Genomic DNA, 22,393 nt, shown 5'->3' on the forward strand with positions numbered 1-22,393 from the left:
GGATCTGCGGTCGCGGCTGGCCCGCTGGACGCTCGCGGAGGCGGAGCTGCTGGGGCTCACGGGGCGGGGGGCGCTCTCGGGTCCGGCGCGGGCGCTGCTGAACCTGCCGTTGGCGGAGGCGGCGGCACCGGACGAGCCGGGCGGCGGGGTGGAGCTGTCGGTGGCGGCGGGCCGGGCGGCGACGCTGCTCGCGCCGCTGCTGCCGGAGGCGGTGGACGAGGTGCTGTTGCAGGCGGATCTGACGGCGGTGGCGCCGGGTCCGCTGCGGCGCCCGCTCGCGGACGCGCTCGCGGTGCTCGCGGATGTGGAGTCCAAGGGGGGCGCGACGGTCTACCGCTTCACGCCGGGGTCGGTGCGCCGGGCGCTCGACTCGGGCCGGACGGCGTCCGACCTGCATGAATTCCTGCGGACGCATTCCCGTACGCCGGTGCCGCAGCCGCTGTCGTATCTGGTGGACGATGTGGCACGGCGGCATGGGCGGCTGCGGGTGGGGGCGGCTTCGGCGTATGTCCGCTGCGACGACGACGCGCTTCTCGGGGAGATCCTGGCGGACCGCAGATCGGCCTCGCTGGGGCTGCGGCGGCTGGCGCCGACGGTCCTCGCGGCGCAGGCGGACCCGGCGTCGCTGCTCGACGGGCTGCGGGCGATGGGGTACGCGCCCGCTGCGGAGTCGGCGGACGGCGATGTGCTGATCACCCGCGCGGACGCGTACCGCACGGGCAGGCGGACGCCTCCGACCCCGGTCCCCGAAGGCCCGCCGGCCCCGGACGCGACGCTGCTCGGCGCGGCGGTCCGGGCGATCAGGGCGGGCGACCGGGCGGCGACGGCGGTACGCAAGGAACCGTCGGCCCCCACGACACCGGGCGCGCTGCCCCGCACGTCGGCGGCGGAGACCCTGGCGACGGTGCAGGCGGCGGTGATGACGGGCTCGGCGGTCTGGATCGGCTACGTGAACGCGGAGGGCGGCGCGAGCCAACGGGTCCTGGCCCCGGTCCGCGTGGAGGGCGGCTTCGTGACGGGCTACGACCACACGGCGGACGAGGTCCGCACGTATCCGCTGCACCGGATCACGGGGGTGGCGGAGCTGGCGGACGACCAGGTGTGAGGGGCTCGCCGTTCCGCGCTCGCGCGCCCGTCAGTGGCCTTCGGGGTGGCGGCGCAGGCAGGCGTTGCAGTCGGTCACGGTCGTCCCGTCGCCCACCAGACGGGAACGGTCGGGCTCGGTCACGGCATGGGCGTCCCTTTGCGGCCCGCCTGTGGCCCGTGACGTAGGGAAGAAGCGTGGCTGAGGAGGTACCGGGTTCCCCCGTTCACCTCCTGCGGGGCAGCAGATGAGCGGGGGATTCCGACGAGCCGGGGCGGCGGCAGGGGTTACGCGGCCAGAGCGGCGATTCGCTCCGAGACGTGCCGTACCTTCGGTTCACTCTTGACTGGGCGAAAGGCGCGACGGACATCCTCCAGTCGCTCCACCCCGCGACGAGAGTGAATACCGTCTTCGATGAGATCGGCCGCCTTGTGGGTGGCGTCGAGAGCGCCGTCCAGGTCGCCTGCCTCCTGATAGGCCAGCGCCAAGGTCCCATAGCGGACCGCCTTGTCCCGTGGCGCGGCTTCGGCAACGGAGCGCTCCAGGGCCGCTATGGCCTTTTCCGCCTGCCCTGCGGCGAGGAGAAAACGGCCCTCGGTGGAGCGGAGCTGAGCCTCCCCGAACCAAGCCAGGCAGGACGGCGTATCCGCAGCATCGACGTGCCCGAGGGTCTCGAACGCGCGGTTGAGCGCCTCAGCGGCTTTCCGCTTCTCACCGGCCTTGTAGTACACGGTGGTCTGGTGCGCGGCGAGCGAGGCCCGCATGATGGCGGGGACCCGGCCTCGGGCTGCTGCGGCGGTCTCCATCAGCCCGACGGCGGCGAGCTGTTCACAGTGATTGGCCGCCTGAGTGGCCATGAAGCACAGGGTGTGCGCCCCCAGCGTGTCGTCGCCGGCGGTCTTGGCCGAACGGAGAGCTGCTGTGTAGTGCTGCTGAGCGGCGCTGTGAAGGCTGGCGTCGTAGCTCATCCACCCCAGGAGACAGCACACCTCGGCGGCGAGGGCGTAGAGACTCTTCGCCGTCTGCTCCGTGTAGCGGCCGTTCTCCAGCATGCGTGTGATCAACCGAAGATCCGTCCGGGCAGACTCCAGGAATTCGCCCCCGCCCGTCACCTGCTCCATGCCGCGCAAGGATTCCACCCTGCCGCGCATGTGATCCACAGTGGCCGAGGTGACCCTGTCACCGGCCGCGGCAGCGGCGACAGCCGGATCAGCCGTCGCCCACTGGGCGCCGATGCCCACGAGCGCCATGCCGCCGATTCCGAGAAATGCCCTCCGGTCCATGGGTCCACTCCCAGCAAGTGAGGTCAGGGACTTCAGCGTAGCCTCCTGCGTCCAAGGCACAGCGAGGTCGAAGGTGTTGTCCCCCGTGAGCAACCAACGTGGCCAGGGCGCCGACCTGCGCGTGGCATCGGAGATCCGAAGCACCCGTCCAATGACCATCTGGGTGATGTCGTCCGGCGCATGGTCACCACGTTCCCACTTGAACACCGTCGAGCGAGTGGTTCCCAGGTTGTGGCCCAGTACCCGTCCTTCAAGGCGGATCAGCTGAGCGAACTTGGTCTTGCCCAGCCGGGCCTCGACCCGCGCGCAGGAAAGAGGATGGTGCAGCAGGTCAGTCGAGTGCCCGGTCATCAGGTGCTCCTGTCAGCCTGGATACGCGCTCAACATACTGCCGCAGACGCTTCCTCGCGCATGGGCGAGAGCCCTTGAAACCCCTTGAAACCTTACGAGTTGAGCGCTCGCGGGTGGATGTTTCCCCTTGTCCGGAGTCCCCGGACAGCGCTGGACAAGGGAGGTGGCGATCCACCATGCCGGGAGGGCATTCCTCGCCGATGTCGTACGGATTCCAGGTGGCACCCGCTCACGGATCGGTCACCGAAGCCCGGCGGAGAATCGCGGAAGGGATACGTCTGTGGCCCCCGATTTCGGAAAGCGGGAGAGGCATGTGGATCGTCGCGGAGTCGGCGAACGCCTGGGGCACAAAGCGGGGCCCGGTCGGAAAAGTGGTCTGGTTCGAGATCGCGGGCGGTGTTTCACCGGATAGTGCGGACCTACGGCCCTCGTCACTCGAACGCCCGGATCCCGTGCGAAGTCCGCTCGACCACGACAAGTCGACACACCGACCGGGACCCCGGGGAGGTCCGCAATAGCGGACACCCGTCCCGCCGGGCACGAGAAGGAAGGGGCCCAATGGTTCGCCAGAGCCCCTTTCCCTCTCCCCCTCCCCCTCCCATGACGAAGGACGGAGAGACACGTGATCGATCACCCCGCTTTACGGAACATCACCAGGGAAGTTCCCACCCACGTCGCAATGGACCGGACCCTCCGCATCAAGGTCATCGACGCCTGCGGCATGACCTGCACGTTCTGCCACAACGAAGGCACACCGGTCACCTCGGACAATCACGCGGACCATGTCGGAGAGTTCGTGGCGGCAGGCCGCTCCGGACGCGTCTCGATCTACCTCGCCACCAACGGTGCTCGTTTCATCACCGCCCCCGTGTTCCCGGACCACACGTTTCGTTCCGCGCTCGCACAGCTCCGAGACGCCCTGGACTTCGACGAGATCCACCTGACCGGCGGGGAACCGACGCTTCACCCCCACCTGGCCCAGATCGTGGCCGTCTCCCGGTCCGTCGGCTGCAAGGTCAGCGTCACGTCGAACGGGGAGAACGGCGCGCGTATCCTCCCCGGGTGCGCAGCAGCCGGGGAGGACCACGTGAACTTCTCCATCTTCGGAACCACAGCCGAAGAACTCGCCCAGGTCCAGAACTCCCGTTACGGATCACGCTCTTTGGCGGGACGTAAGATCGATGCGCTGGAGGATTCGATCACCCTTTCGCTCGACCTCGGACTTGACGCGCGGGCGAACGTCGTCATCCCGAACCGGCACCACGTCCGGCGCGTACACCGGCTCTTGGAGAAGCACTCACCGAAACTCTCGGTCCGCGTTCTTTCCTCCCTCGCCGACGGACAGGAGTCGCTTGACGCCATCGAACTCCTCCTGGACGAAATGCAAGCCCGGCCAACCGAGGTGAGACTGATCGCCGGTACGTCGGGGTTCAGGATCGGCTACCAACTACCGGACAGCCGCACACTGTTCGTGAAGCACATACGATCGCTGCGGCTACCGGAGACATGTGCCGGCTGCCAGTTCGGCAAGGGGACTGACTGCCACGAGGGCTACTACGGTGTGAGGCTCTACCGTGACGCTCGCGGAACGTTCCACGTTGGTGTTTGCATCCAGCGCATGGACCTGTGCCTGCCGCTTGAAGAGTTCATCACCAGCAATGTGTGCGGCGAGATCAGGAAGCTGCGCGAGCAGGACCACCGCGACCTCACTGCATAGATCACGACCAGGAGGAGAAATGGCACAGCACGAGTACGAGGCCAAGTTCCTGGGTGTCGACGTCGATACCTTGCGTGACCGTCTGAAGGGTGCCGGCGCAGAGCAGGTGTTTCCCAAGACCATGTTCACACGTCTGATCTTCGAGAACGACGCCGTTCGAGGGGAGCAGTGGCTGCGGCTGCGCGACGAGGGGGGCAAGACGACGCTGACGCTGAAGCAGGTCACCGACGCCAGCCACATCAACGGCACCACGGAGATCGAGGTCGAGGTCGACGACCTGGAGAGGACCGCCGAACTCCTCAAGGCCCTCGGCCTCCGCCAGGTGCGCTACCAGCAGAACTACCGGGAAGAATGGCAGCTCGACGGCGTCACCTACGATCTCGACACCTGGCCCGACCTGCCCACCTTCCTGGAGATCGAGGGCCCATCGGAGCAGGCGGTGCGCGAAGCGGCAGCCACGTTCGGCTTCGACTACACCGAAGCCCGCTTCGGCAGCATCGACCTGATCTACAAGAGCGAGACCGCCAGGGACATCCTCGCCGAGCCCACCCTCCTGTTCACCTGATCCTTCCTCGCCCCTCGACGTCCACGGTGTATCCGGCAAGCAGCGGGACGAGGCCGGTCTCCTCGGTCGGCGCCTCGCGTGCGCGGTGTTCCAGGTCACAGGCTCCTGGTACGCCGCGTCCACGGTAGATCGCCACTCCCCTCGGAAAACCGTCCCCCAGGCACTCCACCCCCGCATGCGGCACACTGGACGATTGGCCGTTACGGGAACGGCACGGTGTCGGAAGGACCTGATCACGTGAGTGGACCGCTCATCGTCCAGAGTGACAAGACGCTGCTCCTTGAGGTCGATCACGAGCTCGCGGAGGCGTGTCGGCGGGCGATCGCGCCCTTCGCGGAGCTGGAGCGGGCGCCGGAGCACATCCACACCTACCGGGTGACTCCGCTGGGTCTGTGGAACGCTCGGGCCGCCGGGCACGACGCCGAGCAGGTCGTCGACGCGCTCGTCGCGTACTCGCGCTACCCCGTGCCCCACGCCCTGCTCGTGGACATCGCCGAGACCATGGACCGGTACGGGCGGCTCACGCTCTCCAAGCACCCCACCCACGGGCTCGTCCTGACCTCGACCGACCGGCCGGTCCTTGAGGAGATCCTGCGGTCGAAGAAGGTGCAGCCGCTCGTCGGGGAGCGGATCGACGCCGACACCGTCGTCGTCCACCCCTCCGAGCGGGGGCAGATCAAGCAGACGCTGCTCAAGCTGGGCTGGCCCGCCGAGGACCTCGCCGGTTACGTCGACGGCGAGGCGCACCGGATCGACCTGGCCGAGGACGGCTGGTCCCTGCGCCCGTACCAGAAGCAGGCCGTCGACGGCTTCTGGCACGGCGGCTCCGGTGTCGTCGTCCTGCCCTGCGGCGCCGGAAAGACGCTGGTCGGAGCGGGTGCGATGGCGCAGGCCAAGGCCACCACCCTGATCCTCGTCACCAACACCGTCTCCGCCCGCCAGTGGAAGCACGAGCTGGTGAAGCGGACCTCCCTCACCGAGGACGAGATCGGCGAGTACAGCGGGACGAAGAAGGAGATCCGGCCCGTCACCATCGCCACCTACCAGGTGCTCACCACCCGCAGGAAGGGCGTCTACCCGCACCTGGAGCTGTTCGACTCCCGCGACTGGGGTCTGATCGTCTACGACGAAGTGCACCTGCTTCCCGCGCCCGTCTTCAAGTTCACCGCCGACCTCCAGGCCCGCCGCCGCCTCGGGCTCACCGCCACGCTCGTACGCGAGGATGGGCGCGAGTCCGACGTCTTCTCGCTCATCGGGCCCAAGCGCTTCGACGCTCCCTGGAAGGAGATCGAGGCCCAGGGGTACATCGCGCCCGCCGACTGCGTCGAGGTCCGCGTCAACCTCACCGACTCCGAGCGGCTCGCCTACGCCACCGCCGAGCCCGAGGAGAAGTACCGCTTCTGCGCCACCACCGCGACGAAGCGGAAGGTCACCGAGGCGCTGGTGAAGAAGTTCGAGGGCCAGCAGATCCTCGTCATCGGCCAGTACATCGACCAGCTCGACGAGCTGGGCGAGCACCTGGACGCCCCCGTCATCAAGGGCGAGACCTCGAACGCGCAGCGGGAGAAGCTCTTCGACGCCTTCCGCAGCGGCGAGATCAGCGTGCTCGTCGTGTCGAAGGTCGCCAACTTCTCCATCGACCTGCCCGAGGCCACCGTCGCCATCCAGGTGTCGGGCACCTTCGGCTCCCGCCAGGAGGAGGCGCAGCGCCTCGGCCGGGTCCTGCGGCCCAAGGCCGACGGGCACCAGGCGCACTTCTACTCGGTCGTCGCCCGCGACACCATCGACCAGGACTTCGCCGCCCACCGGCAGCGGTTCCTGGCCGAGCAGGGATACGCGTACCGGATCGTCGACGCGGACGAGCTGCTGGCGCCGTAGGGGGCGGGGGCGGAGGCCGGGGGAAAGGTCCCTTTGGGGCCCTAGGGGTCCTTAGGCTAGGGGTCCTTAGGGGCCTTCCCCCGCTTCCGCAGTCGCCGACGCGTCTACCAGGGGCGCGGGTCGCCGATCCGGTAACCGACCGCGTTGGCGAAGCAGTTGGCCAGCCGGAGGTTGCCGATGTTGCGTGCGGCCTGGGTGACGACCGCGGGCACGAACGGCTTGGCGTTCTCCGCCAGGTCGCCTTCCAGCTCCGCGCACACCTGGTAGGGGGAGTGGAACAGCAGGTGGCCGGGGTTGGTGTCGTAGCGGTCGAACTGGCCGAACTCGTACGCGCTCACTCCGTGGAAGTAGTAGTAGTCGCACTGGCCATTGCTACAGCCGCCGATGTGGCCGGTCTGGAAATTGTGCTTGTACTGCCAGTGGTGCCAGGACTCGTGGAGCATGACCGAGGCGCGGTTGCCTGCCGAGTCCGAGGGGGAACCGAGATTGAACAGCGGGCAGTGCAGATTCGTCCGGTCCCTGGCCGCGAAGCGTCCGGTCTCAGAATCCGCTTCGCTGGATCCGTTGTACTGGATGAATCGCTGATAGAAAGGACCGTGGAAGCGATTGTCCGCCGCCCGGGACGAACTCTGATAGTCCTCTGTGGAATGCCACTGAGAATTATAGTTGTCCGTGAGGCAGTAATTGATCAGATAGGCACTGTTGACGACCTTGCCGAAAGGAAGCGTCACATTGCAGGCATCGCTGATGCCCGCGGGATTCCAGGAGTCGTCCGTCAGCGCGTACGCCTGCCACACCCAGTTGAAGAGATCCGGCCAGCAGCCGTAGAGGGACTGTGTCGCCGTTTCCTCCGCGTTGGCTCCGTCGTTGCACATCGGGCCCGCCTCCTAGGTCCCCTGGTTGCTCTCGTGCCCGCGAGGTGAGGGGGGTTCCTCGCGCGCACCGGCCTCGGGGCCGCCGTGGGGCACCGGTGGGCGCTCCTCCGGATAGCGTTCGTAGAAGGCGTTCACACGCCGTTCGAACTCGGCGGGGTCCATGTCCCCCTTGAGCCGCGTCAGACCGACCAGCTGCCGGTCCTCGGGCCGCACGACCGCCATCACCTCCTGCACCGCCTCGGCACTGTCGCCGTGGTTGAACAGGTGCGCGTCGATCGCGGCGGCGCGCACCGCGCGCTCCGGATGATCGGCCGCGATACGGAGGGTGGCGCGCGCGGCCTCCTCGGTGTCCAGATACGAGAGCATCTCCGCCGCCCGCGCCTGGAGCAGGGCGTCGAAGTTCAGCAGCGAGTCCTCACCCTCGGCCTCGTTCGCCCGTGGGAACAGCTTCGCCCGCGACCAGACGAACGACTCCAGGCGAGGAGCCGCGCTCGCGTCGCCCAGCTCGCCGATCGTCGACAGCAGCATGAGATGCCGTCCGACATCGGGCACCGGCTGTTCCTCCAACGCCCTGAACAGGCCGTCGGTCAGAGCCTTGTCCTTCACGCGCGACCTCGTTCCGGAAATGCAGCGGCGTATCTCTCCCGCCTCGGCGTGGGGAACCTGCGCGGCCCATTCCAGGAATTCGTTGATATTTCCACTGTCAAGAGCCATGGGCTCGGCGGCTGCGCGCGGAGCCAGGCTACGCCGGAATGGAGCTCTTCCGGGGGGTGGAGAATCGGCACTCTTCGGTGAACCGTCTTCGTTATAATTCCTCATACTCATGAGCCTAGGGCCGATTTGCCGCCCTCGCACATCAGGGTGACAATGCGGGACCGATCTCCATTCACGGGGGTGCGGGATCGGCGGCCCCGGGGCCTCACACCGGTGATCGCCCGCCCCCGGGCCGGAGGCGTTCGCCTTCCTCCCCCCTCCGGAGCTACACTCGCCAGCTTCCCCGCCTCCCTCCGTGGAGAGCCGCCGTCCGGTCGGAAACCGGGCGGTCATCTCGACGTGTCCGCGCATCCACGCATCCGCGTGTCCGACCCGGAGGCTTCACCGTGTCCTTGCCCGTATCCGACGATCCCCTCGCGCGCGAACGCGCCCATCTGGCCGCCTCGCGCTCCGCCCTGCGTGCGATGCGCGAGGACGTGGAGGCGCTCGACATCAAGGACGTCACCGCCAACTGGGTCAACTCCGTCGTCCTCGAACGTCAGATCGAGGACCGGATCAAGGCGCTGGCCGACCTCTCGCACACGCCGTTGTTCTTCGGCAGGCTCGACTATCTGCACACCACGCAGGAGGGGCAGCGGTTCTACATCGGGCGGCGGCACGTGCACGACGCCGGTGGCGACCCGATGGTGATCGACTGGCGTGCGCCGGTCTCCCAGCCGTACTACCAGGCGTCCCGGAAGGACCCCCGGGACGTCGGGCTGCGGCGCCGCTTCGGCTACACGGGCGGCGAGCTGACCGCGTACGAGGACGAGCACCTGTCCGACCCGGCGGAGGCGGAGACCACCAGCCGACTGCTCCAGGCGGAGATCGAACGGCCCCGTGTCGGTCCCATGCGGGACATCGTCGCCACCATCCAGCCGGAGCAGGACGGCATCGTCCGCTCCGACCTGTCGGGGACGGTCTGTGTGCAGGGCGGGCCCGGCACCGGCAAGACCGCCGTGGGTCTGCACCGTGTCGCCTATCTGCTCTACGCCCACCGGGAGCGGCTGGCCAGGACCGGCGCCCTCGTCATCGGGCCGAACCGCTCCTTCCTCCACTACATCGAGCAGGTGCTGCCCGCGCTCGGCGAGCTGGAGGTGAAGCAGGCGACCGTCGACGACCTCGTCGCCCATGTCGAGGTGCGGGGCACCGACGAGGCGGCGACCGCCGTGGTCAAGGGCGACGCCAGGATGGCGGAGCTGCTGCGACGGGCGCTGCGCTCGCACATCGCGCTGCCGACCGAGCCCCTGATGGTGATCCGCGGCTCGCGCCGCTGGCGGGTTCCGGTGCACGAACTAGAGGAGATCGTACGGGAGTTGACGGCCCGTGAGATCCGTTACGGGGCGGCCCGAGAGGCGCTTCCGCAGCGGGTCGCGCACGCCGTCCTGGTCCGGATGGAGCAGGCGGGCGAGTCGCCCGACGACCGGGTGCAGAACGCCGTCGCCCGCAACACCGCCGTGAAGGCGCTCGTCAACGCCTGCTGGCCCGCCGTGGACCCGGCGAAGCTGGTGCTGCGGCTCCTCGGCGACGCGGAGTTCCTCGCCGAGCACGCCGAGGGCCTGTTCTCCGAGGACGAGCGGAAGCTGCTCCTGTGGGCGAAGCCCGCCCGCAGCGTGAAGACGGCGAAGTGGTCGGCGGCGGACGCGGTCCTCGTCGACGAGGCGCGGGACCTGGTGGAGCGGACGCACTCGCTCGGCCATGTCGTCATCGACGAGGCGCAGGACCTGTCCCCCATGCAGTACCGGGCGGTGGGCCGCCGCTGCACGACCGGTTCGGCGACGGTCCTCGGCGACCTCGCGCAGGGCACCACCCCGTGGGCGACGGAGAGCTGGGCGCAGGCGCTCGCGCACCTGGGCAAGCCGGAGGCGCACGTGGAGGAGCTGACCGCCGGTTTCCGTGTGCCGCGCGAGGTCATCGCGTACGCCTCCCGGCTCCTTCCGCACATGTCGCCGGGGCTCGCCCCGGTGGAGTCCGTACGGGAGAACCCCGGTTCCCTTGAGGTGCGCCCCGGCTCCGACCTGGACGCGGACGTGGTCGCCGCCTGCCGGGAGTCCCTCGCGTTCGAGGGGTCGATCGGGCTGATCGCGGCGGACGCGCGGATCGAGCCGCTCGCGCGGGCGCTGACGGACGCCGGGCTCGCGTATCTCGCCCCCGGCGAGGAGACGACCGCCGAGTCCCGCCTGACGCTGGTCCCCGCCTCGCTGGCGAAGGGCCTGGAGTACGACTACGTGGTCCTGGACGAACCGGCGGCGGTCGTCGACGGCGAGCCCGACGAGCGGACCGGTCTGCGGCGCCTCTACGTGGCCCTGACCCGCGCCGTCTCCGGGCTGACGGTCGTTCACTCCGCCCCCGTGCCACACCAGTTGGGGGAGCTTTGAGCCCCGCCGTCGGCAGTCTGCACCACATCGAGGTGTGGGTGGCGGACCTGGCGCGCGCCGAGGAGAGCTTCGGCCGGCTGCTCGGCGCGCTCGGCTACCGCCCGTTCCAGCGCTGGGAGGGCGGCCGGAGCTGGGCCCTCGGCTCCTGCTACCTCGTCGTCGAGCAGTCCCCCGCGCTCTCCTCCGACCGTCACGACCGGCTGCGGCCCGGCGTCAACCACCTGGCCTTCCACGCCGGGGACCGGGCCGCCGTCGACGCCCTGACGGCCGACGCCCAGGCGCACGGCTGGCGGCTCATGTACGCCGACCGGCATCCGTACGCGGGCGGCGAGGGCGTCTACGCGGCCTATCTGGAGAACGCGGACGGCTTCGAGGTGGAGCTGGTGGCCGACGCGCCAGGCGAGGAGCGATGATTTTCCGGGCGGGGGCCCGTCTGTCAGGGTGAGGTGCTGCGGCACGCAGCGCTCGTGAACCCGACGGGAGAACCCGGATGCGCACCCTGATCAGTACGGCCTTCGTCTCGCTCGACGGCGTCATGGAAGCCCCCGGCGGCGAGCCCGGCTACCGGAACGCGGGCTGGACCTTCAAGGACGTCGAGTTCGTCCCGGAGGCGTACACGATCAAGGGCGCGGAGCAGGAGGAGGCCACCGCGCTGCTCCTCGGCCGGGTCAGCTACGAGGCGTTCGCCGAGGTCTGGCCCGACATGGCGGACTTCACGGGCTACAAGGCCATGCCGAAGTACGTCGTGTCGACCACGCTCACCGAGGACGACCTGGTGGACGGCTGGGGCGAGACCACGATCCTGCGCTCGCTCGACGAGGTCGCCGCGCTGAAGGAGACCGAGGGCGGGCCGATCATCGTGCACGGCAGCGCGAGCCTGAACCATGCGCTGTCGGACGCCGGGCTGATCGACCGCTACCACCTGCTCGTCTTCCCGCTGCTCCTCGGCGCGGGCAAGCGCCTGTTCTCCACGTCGGACGTCGACGCGCGCAAGCTGCGGCTCGTGGAGCACGAGGCGTACGCGAACGGCATCCAGAAGAACGTGTTCGAGGTCGTGCGCTGAGCGCCTGAACGGTTCGCTCGGGGGGCCGCTCAGGAGACCGCGTACTCCTTGAGCGCCTCGACGCGGGTGCGGCGGGCGACGGAGGCGAGGATCCGGTTCGTGTCCCGGTAGTACGCCTCGGTGACCAGGCCCCAGGCCAGGGCCCAGCCGCGCCCGCGCGCCCAGCTCGCGTCGTCGGCGCGGGACGCCTCGCGGAAGAGCGGGCGGGTCTCCGGGGTGAGCAGGGTCCAGGCGGGCATCAGGTCGCAGGCGGGGTCGCCGGTGCCGAGACCGCCGAAGTCGATGACGGCGGTGAGCCTGCCCGCGCGGCCCAGGAGGTTGCCGGGGAGCAGGTCGCCGTGGACCCAGACGGGCGGCCCGTCCCACGCCGGAAGCCGCAGGACCCGCTCCCACGCCTCGGTCGCGAGGTCCGCGTCGTCCGCGTCGGCCAGACCGTGGGCCGCGAGGGCCCGTACGGCGCCCGGGAGGTGCCCCTCCTCCCAGTCGGTGACGGGCCCGCCCCGGAAGGAGGGGGGTCCGCCGCTCGCGTCGACGGCGCGCAGGGCGGTGCCGAAGCGGCCCAGGGCCTCGGCGGCGTGGGCGAGGTCGGTGAGCGGCACGGTGTGGGCGTCGTCGCCGTCGAGCCAGCGGTAGACCGACCAGGGCAGCGGAAAGTCGTCGTCGGCCTCGGCCCGGCCGACCGGGACGGGCACGTCGAGCGGCAGATGCGGGGCGAGCCGGGGCAGCCAGCGCTGCTCCTTCTCGACGTGGTGCGCGGCGTACGCGACCCGGGGCAGCCGGACGACCAGCTCATCACCCAGCCGGAACATCAGATTGTCGGTCCCGGCCGACGGCACGGCCCGCACGGAAAGCCCGCCCCACTCAGGAAACCGCCGGGAGACGAGCCGCCGGACGAGGGTGGTGTCGGGGTGAGCCGGGATGGTGTCGGGCTGTTCGGGGGTGGTGTCGGTCTCCGCCATGCGCTTCAGGCTAACGAAGGGGGCGGTTCCGGACGAAGGAGTTTCGGGGGGGGGTACGGGGCCTGCCGCCGGGCGCGGCGGAAGGCGAGGACACCAGACCCGGCCGCGGGTGAAGACGCCGGGCCCGGCGGAAGGCGAAGGCACCCGCACCGGGCCCGTACCGAAGAACCGGGCCCGTGCCGAAGAACCAGCCCGCGCCCAAGAACCGGCCCCGCGGCGAAATACCAGGCCCCTCCCCCACCCCGCCCACGGAAGAGCCCCCCGGTGGGCACCAAGCGGGCGGGCCCCGTGTTTCGCCCCGTACGGTCGCCGTCAGCTCGGCCGTACCCCGTCCCGTGGTGCCCCCGGAGGGCGGTTTCTCGGGTGGCCTCAGGCGTCCAGGGCTTCGCGCCAGGTGCGGACGGCGTCCGCCGAGACCGGGGCGGTCCAGCCCTGGGGGCGGGCCGCGCCGCCGATGTGGAAGGCGTCGAGGCCCGCCGCGCGCAGTTCGGGGAGGTGGTCGAGGCGCAGTCCGCCGCCGACCAGGATCGTGGCCTCGTAGCCGGGCTCGCCCTTGCGGGCGGCTTCGGCCTTGAGGGTGGCCAGGCCGTCGTCGACGCCGCCCGCCGCGCCCGCGGTGAGGTAGGTGTCGAGGCCGGGCAGGTCGGCGAGGTTCTTGCGGAGTCCGTCGCGGTCGGCGGCGCGGTCGATGGCCCGGTGGAAGGTCCACCGGCAGCCGTCGAGGACGGCGATGAGCCGTTCGACGGCGACCAGGTCGGGCCGGCCGTCGGCGGTGAGGAAGCCGAGAACGAATTCGTCCGCCCCGGCCTCGCGGAGTTCGGTGGCGCGGGCCACCAGGGCTTCGGTGCCCTCGGGGCCGCCCGCCGAGAATCCGTCGGCGAGGCGGAGCATGACGCGCAACGGGATGTCGACGGCGGCGCGGATGGCGGCGAAGTCGGCCCGGGACGGGGTGAGTCCGTCGGCCGCCATGTCGGTGACGAGTTCGAGCCTGTCGGCTCCACCGGTCTGGGCGGCGACCGCGTCTTCCTGGTCGAGGGCGATCACCTCAAGGACTGCACGGTTGCTCATCGAGCCCATTCCTCCATGAATGACGGCTATAGGTCTAGTCCAATGACCAGCCTAGCCGTGCGCGTGCCCTCCCGCATCGTGCACGGCATCACCCGTGACAGGCGGTTGCGACACGGCGGGCGCGCCCGAGCCGCCCGCCGTGACGGTGAAGGAGGCCGTGCGGACCTTGCCCTCGTGCTGGAAGTCCAGGAAGAGACGGTACGTCCCCGCGCTGGGTGCCGTCGCGGTGAAGGAGATGTCCGGCCCCGCCGCGCCCTCGTTGGGGTGCACATGGAGGTAGGCGAGGTCGCCGTCGCGGAGGGCGACGAGGTGCCCGTACGCGCCGAGGTAGGGCTGGAGGTCGGTGACGGGCTTGCCGCCCTTGGTGACGGTGAGCCGCAGTTCACCGGCCTTGCCGGGGTCGAGGGTGCCGCCGAGTCGGACCTGGTAGCCGTCGACGGTGGAGGTCGGGACGGCGGCGGGCAGCGGCTTCGGCGCGTACGCCCCCGGCACCGCGAGGTCGGCGCCGAGGGTGACGCCCTGGGCGCCGGGCGCGGCGGGCCTGAAGTCGGCGAAGACCTTGTAGCCGCCGGCGGCGGGCAGGTCGACGGGGGTCGTCCAGGTGCCGTCGGCCGCCCTCACGGGGTGCAGATGACGGAAGGTGCCGAGGTCGCGGGAGGCGACGATGAAGTGCAGTTCCTTGCCGTGCTCGGTGCTGAAGGCGGTGACCTTGCGGCCCTGCGCGTCCTTGACGGAGAACTTGAGGACGCTCTTCCCCGCGGGGGTGACGGGGGTCTCCAGGGCGAGGGTGTAGCCGCCTTGGGAGATCTGGAGGCCGCCGGGGAGGTTCGCACCGGCTCCCGCGCCCGCGCCTTCCCCGTGACCCGCGCCTTCCCCGTGCCCCGCGTGCCCGCCGGGCGCCCGCTCGTCCCCCGGCGCCGGGTCGGCGGTCGCGTGGTCGCCGTGCTCGGTCTTCTTCGGCTCCTCGACGGGGCCGATGCCCTTGCCGACCCCGTACGCGGTCCCGAAGGTCGCGGCGAGCGCGGCGGCAAAGGCGGTGATCTTCACTCCGGTGTTCATGGCTGCTCTCCCGTACATGGGGTGGGTGGTGGGCCGTCCAACGTCTTCACCATACCCCTGGGGGGTATCAAGTCAAGAAGGGGTCCCTGCTTGCGTCCGATACCACAGGGGGGTATACATGGACTCACAACCGAATACCCCCCGAGGGTATCCCGGGACCGGAACCGACCAAGGAGGAAGCCATGGGCTCCTGCTGCACCCCCGACCACAGCTGCTCGACCACCGACGCCACCGAGTCCACCGAGACCGCCGGATCCACCGCCGTCGCCGTCGCCGTCGCCGAAAGCACCGCCACCGTCTACGCCGTCTCCGGCATGACCTGCGGCCACTGCGAGAGCGCGATCACCCAGGCCGTCGGCGCCCTGGACGGGGTCCTCGCCGTGGACGTCGACCTCGCCGGCGGTCTGGTGACCGTCACCACGGGCGGCGAGCCCGACGACGCCGCCGTCACCGCGGCGGTCGACGACGCGGGCTACGAGCTGACCGGCCGCGCCTGACCTCAAGCCCCCTCGGCCGCCGGGGCCCGCCCGAACCGACTCGGGCCCCGGCCCCCGAAACCCCCCGCCAGATACCCAGGCCCCACCCCGTACGCACGAGGAGCGGACGCATGACAACGACGACACCGGGCACCGCCCAGGTCGAGCTCGCCATCGGCGGCATGACCTGCGCCTCGTGTGCGGCCCGCATCGAGAAGAAGCTCAACCGGATGGACGGGGTCGAGGCCACCGTCAACTACGCCACCGAGAAGGCGAAGGTCACCTTCGGCGCGGACGTCGACGTCGCCGACCTGATCGCCACCGTCGAGGCCACCGGCTACACCGCCGCCGAGCCCGCGCCCCCGAAGTCCGCGGCCCCGGGCGCCGAGGGCCCCTCCGACGAGGAGAAGGCCGACGAGGAGCTGCGGCCGCTGCGGCAGCGCCTGATCACCGCCGTCTCGCTCGCCGTACCGGTCATCGCGATGGCGATGGTCCCCGCGTTCCAGTTCGAGTACTGGCAGTGGCTGAGCCTCACGCTCGCCGCGCCGGTCGTCGTCTACGCCGCCTGGCCCTTCCACAAGGCCGCCTGGACCAACGCCAGGCACGGCGCGGCCACCATGGACACCCTGATCTCGGTCGGCACGATCGCCGCCTTCCTCTGGTCCCTGTGGGCGCTGTTCTTCGGCACCGCCGGTACGCCCGGCATGACGCACCCCTTCGAGTTCACCATCGCCCGTACCGACGGCGCCGGGAACATCTACCTGGAGGCCGCGGCGGGCGTCACCGCCTTCATCCTCGCGGGCCGCTACTTCGAGGCCCGCTCGAAGCGGAAGGCGGGCGCGGCGCTCAAGGCGCTGATGCAGCTCGGCGCCAAGGAGGTCACCGTGCTGCGCGGCGGCCGGGAGGTCACCGTGCCGACGGCCGACCTCCAGGTCGGCGACCGTTTCCTGGTCCGCCCCGGCGAGAAGATCGCCACCGACGGCACCGTCGTCGAGGGCTCCTCCGCCGTGGACGCCTCCATGCTCACCGGCGAGTCCGTCCCGGTCGAGGTCGCCGTCGGCGACTCCGTCACCGGCGCCACCCTCAACGCGGGCGGCCGGCTCGTCGTCGAGGCCACCCGGGTCGGCTCGGACACCCAGCTCGCCCGGATGGCGAAGCTCGTCGAGGACGCCCAGAACGGCAAGGCCGCCGCCCAGCGCCTCGCCGACCGGATCTCCGCCGTCTTCGTCCCCGTGGTGATCGCCCTCGCGCTCGGCACCCTCGGCTTCTGGCTCGGCACCGGGCAGGGCCTCACCGCCGCCTTCACCGCCGCCGTCGCCGTACTGATCATCGCCTGCCCCTGCGCCCTGGGCCTGGCCACCCCGACCGCCCTCATGGTCGGCACCGGCCGGGGCGCGCAGCTCGGCATCCTGATCAAGGGGCCCGAGGTCCTGGAGACCACCCGCAAGGTCGACACGATCGTCCTCGACAAGACCGGCACCGTCACCACCGGCCGGATGACCCTCCTCCGTACGCACACGGCGCCGGGCGTCGACGAGCGGGACGTCCTGCGGCTCGCGGGCGCCCTCGAACACTCCTCGGAGCACCCGATCGCCCAGGCGGTCGCGACCGGCGCCGCCGCCAAGGTCGGGACGCTGCCGACCCCCGAGGACTTCGCCAACGTCCCCGGTCTCGGCGTCCAGGGCGTCGTCGAAGGACACGCCGTCCTCGTCGGCCGGGAGAAGCTCCTCGAAGAGTGGGCGATGGAGCTTCCGGCCTCGCTCAAGTCCGCGAAGGAGACCGCCGAGGCGGCGGGCAGGACGGCCATCGCGGTGGCCTGGGACGGCGAGGCCCGCGCCGTCCTCGAAGTCGCCGACGCCGTCAAGGAGACCAGCGCCGAGGCCATCCGGCGGCTGCGCGCCCTCGGGCTCACGCCGATCCTGCTGACCGGCGACAACAAGGCGGTCGCCGAGGCCGTCGCCGCCGAGGTCGGCATCGACGAGGTCATCGCGGAGGTCATGCCGCAGGACAAGGTCGACGTCGTCAAGAGGCTCCAGGGCGAGGGCCGTTCGGTCGCCATGGTCGGCGACGGGGTCAACGACGCCGCCGCGCTCGCCCAGGCCGATCTGGGGCTCGCGATGGGCACCGGCACGGACGCCGCCATCGAGGCGGGCGATCTGACCCTGGTCCGGGGCGACCTGCGGGCCGCCGCCGACGCCATCCGGCTCTCCCGCCGGACGCTCGGCACGATCCGGTCCAACCTCTTCTGGGCCTTCGCCTACAACGTGGCCGCGCTGCCGCTGGCCGCCGCCGGACTGCTCAACCCGATGATCGCGGGCGCGGCCATGGCCTTCTCCTCGGTCTTCGTGGTCGGCAACAGCCTGCGGCTCCGCGGCTTCCAGCCCCTCGACCGCTGACCCTCCCCCCTTCCCTTCCCTCCGAGGAGCCTGTCGTGGCCGGTTACGGACAGCACAAGGAAGACATCATCAGGCGGCTGCGCCGGATCGAGGGGCAGGTCAGGGGGGTGCAGCGGATGGTGGACGAGGACGTCTACTGCATCGACGTCCTCACCCAGGTCTCGGCGATCAACGCGGCCCTCCAGTCCTGCGCGGTGGCCCTGCTCGACGAGCACCTGAGCTGCTGCGTCACCGAGGCCATCGCCCAGGGCGGGGACCAGGCGAAGGAGAAGGTGAGCGAGGCGTCGAAGGCCATCGCCCGACTGATCAGGACGTGAGGGACCCGGAAGGGGAGATACGAGGACGGGGAGGGGGACGGGTACGGGTACGGACGCCGGAACAGGTACGGGTGCGGGTACGGGTGCGGGTGCGGGTAAGCGATCCGCACCCGCGCCCTTTTCTCGCGTACGGACCCGCTCGGCCCACCGGACCGCGTACGGCATCGCCAGTCCCGCGAGGACGAGGACGCGGCCGAGGGTCCACCGGCCGGGAACACCCCAGGTGATGCAGAGCGGGCCCGGAACCGGCGGGGCCAGGGAACGGGCCACGCCGACGCCGGTGGCGTTCGGGCCGGAGTACCGGCCGTTCGGGCCGGAGCACCGGCCCTGCGCGTCGGCGGGTGCCGGTCCGGGGCCCAGCTCGAACGAGGCCCCGCGCGCCTCCCCGTACCGGCCGCCCCTGCGAGCGCCCCCGCACGCCTCCCGCCTCCCCGTACCGGCGCATGCGAACGACCCGCCCCGGAGGCGGTGGCCTCCGAAGCGGGTCGCGGTGATTCAGCCGATGGGACTCGGCCGGTGCCGGTCAGGCTGGGTCAGCAGGCGCCCAGGTCCTGCCAGACGCCCCACTCGCCGGTGGTGCCGGGCTCCTCGCCCGTCGTCCACCACTTGGCCTTCCAGGTGTGGCCCTTGTGGGAGACGGTCTGGCCGCCGGTGTAGACCGAGGAGGAGGCCCACGCGCCGGCGGTGCACTGGGTGGCGCCGCCGTTGACCGTCAGGGAGATGACCGCCGCGTGACCCGCGGAGGCGCTCGCGCCGTTGACGGCGATCTGGTAAGTGCCGGAGACCGTGGTCGTCGCGGTGTTCAGGGTGAGCGTGGAGGAACCGCCGGCCGTCACCGAGGTGGGGCTGAGGGTGGCGGTGACGCCCGCGGGCAGGCCGCTGACCGAGAGGTTCACCGTCTCGGCGGAACCGGCGGTGACGGCGGTGCTGACCGTGGCGGTGGTGGAGCCGCCGGCCGTGACGGTCGCGGCGGCCGGGGTGGCCTTCACCGAGAAGTCGTTGGCGGGGGCGGTGGTGCCGCTGGTGAACGGCGCGAAGATGTGGGAGAAGTCCCAGGTGTTCTGCGCGATGCCGGAGCAGTTGTCGGCGGCGGCGCCACCGGCGCAGCTGCCGTTGTCACGCTGGAGCGCCCAGAAGGAAAGGGTGTTGATGCCCTTCGAGACCGCCCAGTCGTAGACCGTACGGGCGTTGGCCAGGCTGAAGGTCTCGGCGGGGCCGAAGTCGTCGACGCCGATCATCTCGATGATGCCGACCATCGCCCACAGCTGCTGCTGCGTCTTCGTGGGGTAGATCTTGGCGAGCTGGTCGACCAGACCCTGGGCCGCGGTCTTGGTGTCGTTGGCCATGTCGTGGGCCGCGTTGTCGTAGTAGTCGAAGGTCATCAGGTTGACGACATCGACACGAACGCCGTTGGCCGCGGCGTTCTTGAGCAGCGCGGTGCCGTTGGCGGCCGGGCCCCGGGTGGTCGTCGGCAGGGTGTACGAGATCTCGATGTTGCGCCCGTTGGCGGCGCCCCAGTCCTGGACGATCTTGATCGCCTTGTTGCGGCGGTCGATGCCCGCGGTGTTGTCGAGCGAGTCGATCTCGATGTCCATGTCGAGACGGCTGACGTCGTAGGTCGTGATGACCTTCTGGTAGACGGCAGCGATCTGGTTGACATCGGTACAGCTGTCGGCGATCTCGGTGCCGGTGGTGTCGGCCGTGTAGCCGCCGAAGGACGGGATGGCGTCCCCGCCGCGCTGCTGCATGGTCTTGATGTCGGCGCCGAAGGTCGACTGCGCGAGCGGCATGCTCGTGTCGCCGTTCCAGTACGCCGTGCACGAGCCCTTCGTGGCGGTCTGGATGAACCCCATCGTCAGGTGCTTGGCACCCGACGCGGCGCTGAGGGCGGCGGGGCTCTCGCCGGTCCAGGCCTCGAAGTAGGGGGCGAAGACGTGGGCGGGGGTGGGGGTGGCCGCCTGGGCGGGGGCGGTGGTGGTGGCCGCCAGGCCCAGCGCGGCGACGGCGGTCGCGGCAGCGGTGAGGGCGGAGCGGAGCGTCCTCATGCGTCTCATCATGGCCATCCAATGAGTGTGGGGGGGTGCGGGGGTGCGGCAACGCCGTTGTCGCGCACGGCTGTCGGGATACGGAAACCCCCAGGCCCCGGCCGCGTCAACGTCTTGGACGGCACTTGAACAAAAGTTGGACTAGACCAATTACGGGCACCCGCGCGTGTCATGCCCACTGAAGGCGGGCCCTTCCTGGGGCGTTGCGGAGCGTGCTTGGACTGGTCCAATCGCCGCGAGAGGGAGGGAGGTTGGGGCTACCGGAGGAGAGGAACGGATTACTCCTTCGGCGCGTCGGGCACGTAACGGACATGTCAAAAGGGTGGCGTTGGTTTCTGCTTGCGGCGTTCGTCGTCTGGACCGTCTTCGCACTCCAGTGGACCCATGTCGGCTGCGACTACCCGGAGGCGTACCTCGCCGTCCTCCGCTTCGGCACCCCCGAGGGACTGGAGTTCCTTCCGGCGTGTGCGGGGTAGCGGACGGGAACGGAAGGGCCGGCCGACGCCGTCGGCACGGGGCGGCACCCCCTCGCTCCTCCGGAGCCGGGAGTTCGACGGCGGTAGGCTCGCCGTTCAACCGGCCCAAGGAAGCAGCGATGAACGTGACCCGGCCCCGGATGGGGGTCGCCGTGCTGACGCAGGGCGACCGGATGCCCGAACTGCTGGCCCTGCTCGCCTCGGTGGCCGCGCAGGACGAGGCCGCGACCAGGATCGTGGTGGTCGGGAACGGGACGCCCCTGACCGGTCTGCCCGAGGGCGTGACCACGGTGGAACTGCCGGAGAACCGGGGGGTCTCCGGCGGCCGGAACGTCGCCTGGCGGCACCTGCGGGAGTTCGGGGACGTGGACGTCCTGGTGGACCTGGACGACGACGGGCTGCTCCCCGGCACCGACGTCTTCCGGCGGCTCGCCGACCTGTACGAGGCCGACCGGCGCCTCGGCATCGTCTCCTTCCGCATCGCGGACGAGACGGGGGCCACCCAGCGGCGGCACATCCCGCGCCTGCGGGGCGACGGTCCGCTGCGGCGGGGTCTGGTGACGACGTTCCTCGGCGGCGGGCACGCCCTGGCGATGCCGATGCTGGAGGAGACCGGCGGGTGGCCCGAAGCCTTCTTCTTTACCCACGAGGAGACCGACCTGGCCTGGCGGGCCCTCGACCGAGGCTGGGACATCCGCTACGAGCCACGGCTGGTGCTCCAGCACCCGAAGACCTCCCCCGCCCGGCACGCGGTGTACTACCGGATGACGGCCCGCAACCGGGTCTGGCTGGCGAAGCGGCACCTGCCCGCCGCCCTGATCCCGGTGTACCTGACGTCCTGGGCGGCGTACACCCTGCTCCAACGCCCGCCGCTGACCGGGCTGCGAGCCTGGTGGGCGGGCTTCTTCGAGGGCGTACGGGTCCCTTGCCCGCCGCGCCGCCCCCTGCGGTGGAGCACGGTCTGGCGTATGACACGGCTGGGCAGACCACCCGTCGTCTAGGCCGTCTCGCGAGGAGCGCGTACGCCCCGTAGGCCGTGGCGACGCCGAGGGCCGCGCCCGCTCTGGTACGCCACCCGGCCCGCGCCGTGACGGCCACCGGATGCGCGCCGACCGCGCCGACCGGGATCGCGATGCCGTAGCCCGCGAGCAGCCCGGCAGCCACCGCCCCGGTCACGCGACGGAGGTGATCGCGCCTCCGGGGACGTCGGGCCGCTGCTGTCGGCGGTACGCGGAGCCGTCCTTCGTACGGGTCAGGAAACCGCCGACGACGAGGGCCCTGCGGAGCGCGGGGAAGTCCTCGTGCACGCCCTTGAGCGCCTCGTTCACCTCGGGTTCGCGATAGTCGCGCCCGGTCTCGAAGAGGGTCGCGGTCAGGTGCGCGAGCAGCGCCTCCCGACGGGCCGGGCGGCGCGGGATCGCCCGCAGCCGCCCGTCGGCGGCGAAGAGGTCGGCGACGGAGCGGTCCGGGCGCGCGGCGGGGGCGGGGAGATCCGGGCTCGCGGCAGGGGCGGCAGGCGCGGCGGGGGCCGGTGGATGACTGGTCATGGCCGAGTAGCCTGACGCCCACGAACCGGCCCCCGCAAAGGGTTTTCGGCGCGGAGGGGCTTCGGTACGGAGGGGCTTCGGCGCGCCGAGGGTGCCGCGCGGA

At 70.9% G+C, this 22,393-nt stretch carries 21 protein-coding genes and 1 pseudogene; 12 read left to right on the forward strand and 10 right to left on the reverse strand.

Annotated elements, in window-relative coordinates; all coding sequences use genetic code 11:
• A partial coding sequence (locus tag BU197_RS29080) for a helicase C-terminal domain-containing protein (protein WP_188271318.1) occupies positions 1–1,105 on the forward strand: 1,105 nt, incomplete at its 5' end.
• A 266-nt stretch (positions 1,106–1,371) separates the two neighbouring features.
• Here the strand turns inward: BU197_RS29080 and BU197_RS29085 are convergent.
• Entirely contained in the window at positions 1,372–2,718 is a 1,347-nt protein-coding gene (locus BU197_RS29085) for a transcriptional regulator (RefSeq protein WP_188271319.1), read from the reverse strand.
• Between the two features lie 622 nt (positions 2,719–3,340).
• On the opposite strand from BU197_RS29085, the gene BU197_RS29090 reads away from it, so the two are divergent.
• Positions 3,341–4,435: a radical SAM protein gene (locus BU197_RS29090; protein WP_188271320.1), complete on the forward strand. Its 1,095-nt coding sequence runs from the start codon at positions 3,341–3,343 to the stop codon at positions 4,433–4,435.
• A gap of 19 nt (positions 4,436–4,454) precedes the next feature.
• Positions 4,455–5,000 carry a class IV adenylate cyclase gene (locus BU197_RS29095; protein ID WP_188271321.1) on the forward strand — a complete coding sequence of 182 codons (546 nt, stop codon included), beginning with the start codon at positions 4,455–4,457 and terminating at the stop codon, positions 4,998–5,000.
• Here BU197_RS29095 and BU197_RS29100 read toward each other — a convergent pair.
• The gene (locus BU197_RS29100) at positions 4,993–5,136 is read right to left on the reverse strand and encodes a hypothetical protein (RefSeq protein WP_188271322.1); all 144 of its coding nucleotides are present in this window, start codon (positions 5,134–5,136) and stop codon (positions 4,993–4,995) included. The two genes, BU197_RS29095 and BU197_RS29100, sit on opposite strands and share 8 nt — an antisense overlap.
• A 101-nt stretch (positions 5,137–5,237) precedes the next feature.
• Here BU197_RS29100 and BU197_RS29105 point away from each other — a divergent pair, with 101 nt between their 5' ends.
• Positions 5,238–6,878 carry a DNA repair helicase XPB gene (locus tag BU197_RS29105; protein WP_188271323.1) on the forward strand — a complete coding sequence of 547 codons (1,641 nt, stop codon included), beginning with the start codon at positions 5,238–5,240 and terminating at the stop codon, positions 6,876–6,878.
• A gap of 104 nt (positions 6,879–6,982) precedes the next feature.
• Here the strand turns inward: BU197_RS29105 and BU197_RS29110 are convergent, their stop codons facing one another.
• Together BU197_RS29110 and BU197_RS29115 are read right to left on the reverse strand one after the other, a co-directional pair.
• On the reverse strand, positions 6,983–7,753 hold the full coding sequence (locus BU197_RS29110; protein ID WP_188271324.1) for a hypothetical protein: 771 nt from the start codon (positions 7,751–7,753) through the stop codon (positions 6,983–6,985).
• Positions 7,754–7,765: 12 nt separating this feature from the next.
• Positions 7,766–8,359, reverse strand: a complete 594-nt coding sequence (locus tag BU197_RS29115; protein ID WP_188271325.1) for a hypothetical protein — start codon at positions 8,357–8,359, stop codon at positions 7,766–7,768.
• A gap of 500 nt (positions 8,360–8,859) precedes the next feature.
• Between BU197_RS29115 and BU197_RS29120 the strand changes: the two genes are divergently transcribed.
• The 3 genes from BU197_RS29120 (at position 8,860) to BU197_RS29130 (ending at position 11,947) form a co-directional block, all read left to right on the forward strand.
• Positions 8,860–10,884, forward strand: a complete 2,025-nt coding sequence (locus BU197_RS29120) for a HelD family protein (protein ID WP_188271475.1) — start codon at positions 8,860–8,862, stop codon at positions 10,882–10,884.
• Positions 10,881–11,297 carry a VOC family protein gene (locus tag BU197_RS29125; protein ID WP_188271326.1) on the forward strand — a complete coding sequence of 139 codons (417 nt, stop codon included), beginning with the start codon at positions 10,881–10,883 and terminating at the stop codon, positions 11,295–11,297. Before BU197_RS29120 ends, BU197_RS29125 begins: the two co-directional genes overlap by 4 nt.
• Before the next feature lie 77 nt (positions 11,298–11,374).
• Positions 11,375–11,947 carry a dihydrofolate reductase family protein gene (locus tag BU197_RS29130; RefSeq protein WP_188271327.1) on the forward strand — a complete coding sequence of 191 codons (573 nt, stop codon included), beginning with the start codon at positions 11,375–11,377 and terminating at the stop codon, positions 11,945–11,947.
• A gap of 29 nt (positions 11,948–11,976) precedes the next feature.
• Here BU197_RS29130 and BU197_RS29135 read toward each other — a convergent pair whose 3' ends face one another.
• The 3 genes from BU197_RS29135 to BU197_RS29145 all read right to left on the reverse strand — a co-directional run bounded on the left by BU197_RS29135 (position 11,977) and on the right by BU197_RS29145 (position 15,033).
• Positions 11,977–12,906, reverse strand: a complete 930-nt coding sequence (locus BU197_RS29135; protein ID WP_188271328.1) for an aminoglycoside phosphotransferase family protein — start codon at positions 12,904–12,906, stop codon at positions 11,977–11,979.
• Between the two features lie 369 nt (positions 12,907–13,275).
• Positions 13,276–13,974 (reverse strand): copper homeostasis protein CutC, encoded by a 699-nt coding sequence (locus tag BU197_RS29140; protein WP_188271329.1) that lies wholly within the window; start codon positions 13,972–13,974, stop codon positions 13,276–13,278.
• Between the two features lie 51 nt (positions 13,975–14,025).
• Entirely contained in the window at positions 14,026–15,033 is a 1,008-nt protein-coding gene (locus BU197_RS29145; RefSeq protein WP_188271330.1) for a hypothetical protein, read from the reverse strand.
• 182 nt (positions 15,034–15,215) lie between these two features.
• Here BU197_RS29145 and BU197_RS29150 point away from each other — a divergent pair, with 182 nt between their 5' ends.
• The 3 genes from BU197_RS29150 to BU197_RS29160 all read left to right on the forward strand — a co-directional run bounded on the left by BU197_RS29150 (position 15,216) and on the right by BU197_RS29160 (position 18,222).
• Positions 15,216–15,530, forward strand: a complete 315-nt coding sequence (locus BU197_RS29150; RefSeq protein WP_188271331.1) for a cation transporter — start codon at positions 15,216–15,218, stop codon at positions 15,528–15,530.
• A 110-nt stretch (positions 15,531–15,640) separates the two neighbouring features.
• On the forward strand, positions 15,641–17,905 hold the full coding sequence (locus BU197_RS29155) for a heavy metal translocating P-type ATPase (protein WP_188271332.1): 2,265 nt from the start codon (positions 15,641–15,643) through the stop codon (positions 17,903–17,905).
• A gap of 35 nt (positions 17,906–17,940) precedes the next feature.
• Entirely contained in the window at positions 17,941–18,222 is a 282-nt protein-coding gene (locus tag BU197_RS29160) for a metal-sensitive transcriptional regulator (protein WP_188271333.1), read from the forward strand.
• Between the two features lie 533 nt (positions 18,223–18,755).
• Here BU197_RS29160 and BU197_RS29165 read toward each other — a convergent pair.
• Positions 18,756–20,276 (reverse strand): chitinase, encoded by a 1,521-nt coding sequence (locus tag BU197_RS29165; RefSeq protein WP_188271476.1) that lies wholly within the window; start codon positions 20,274–20,276, stop codon positions 18,756–18,758.
• A 302-nt stretch (positions 20,277–20,578) separates the two neighbouring features.
• Between BU197_RS29165 and BU197_RS29170 the strand changes: the two genes are divergently transcribed.
• Both BU197_RS29170 and BU197_RS29175 read left to right on the forward strand, forming a co-directional pair.
• Positions 20,579–20,743, forward strand: coding sequence for a hypothetical protein (locus BU197_RS29170; protein WP_188271334.1), 165 nt, complete (start codon positions 20,579–20,581; stop codon positions 20,741–20,743).
• Between the two features lie 119 nt (positions 20,744–20,862).
• Complete coding sequence (locus BU197_RS29175) at positions 20,863–21,744, forward strand: glycosyltransferase family 2 protein (protein WP_223183577.1); 882 nt, start codon at positions 20,863–20,865, stop codon at positions 21,742–21,744.
• Between the two features lie 7 nt (positions 21,745–21,751).
• Here BU197_RS29175 and BU197_RS30865 read toward each other — a convergent pair.
• Positions 21,752–21,919 (reverse strand): annotated as a pseudogene (locus tag BU197_RS30865) (lysine transporter LysE); the annotation flags it as partial.
• Positions 21,916–22,290, reverse strand: a complete 375-nt coding sequence (locus BU197_RS29180; protein WP_188271335.1) for a DUF2087 domain-containing protein — start codon at positions 22,288–22,290, stop codon at positions 21,916–21,918. The gene BU197_RS29180 and the pseudogene BU197_RS30865, both read right to left, overlap by 4 nt.
• Positions 22,291–22,393 lie beyond the last annotated feature (103 nt).

This window comes from Streptomyces sp. CBMA291 (assembly GCF_014596525.1).
In the GTDB taxonomy this organism is placed as follows: domain Bacteria; phylum Actinomycetota; class Actinomycetes; order Streptomycetales; family Streptomycetaceae; genus Streptomyces.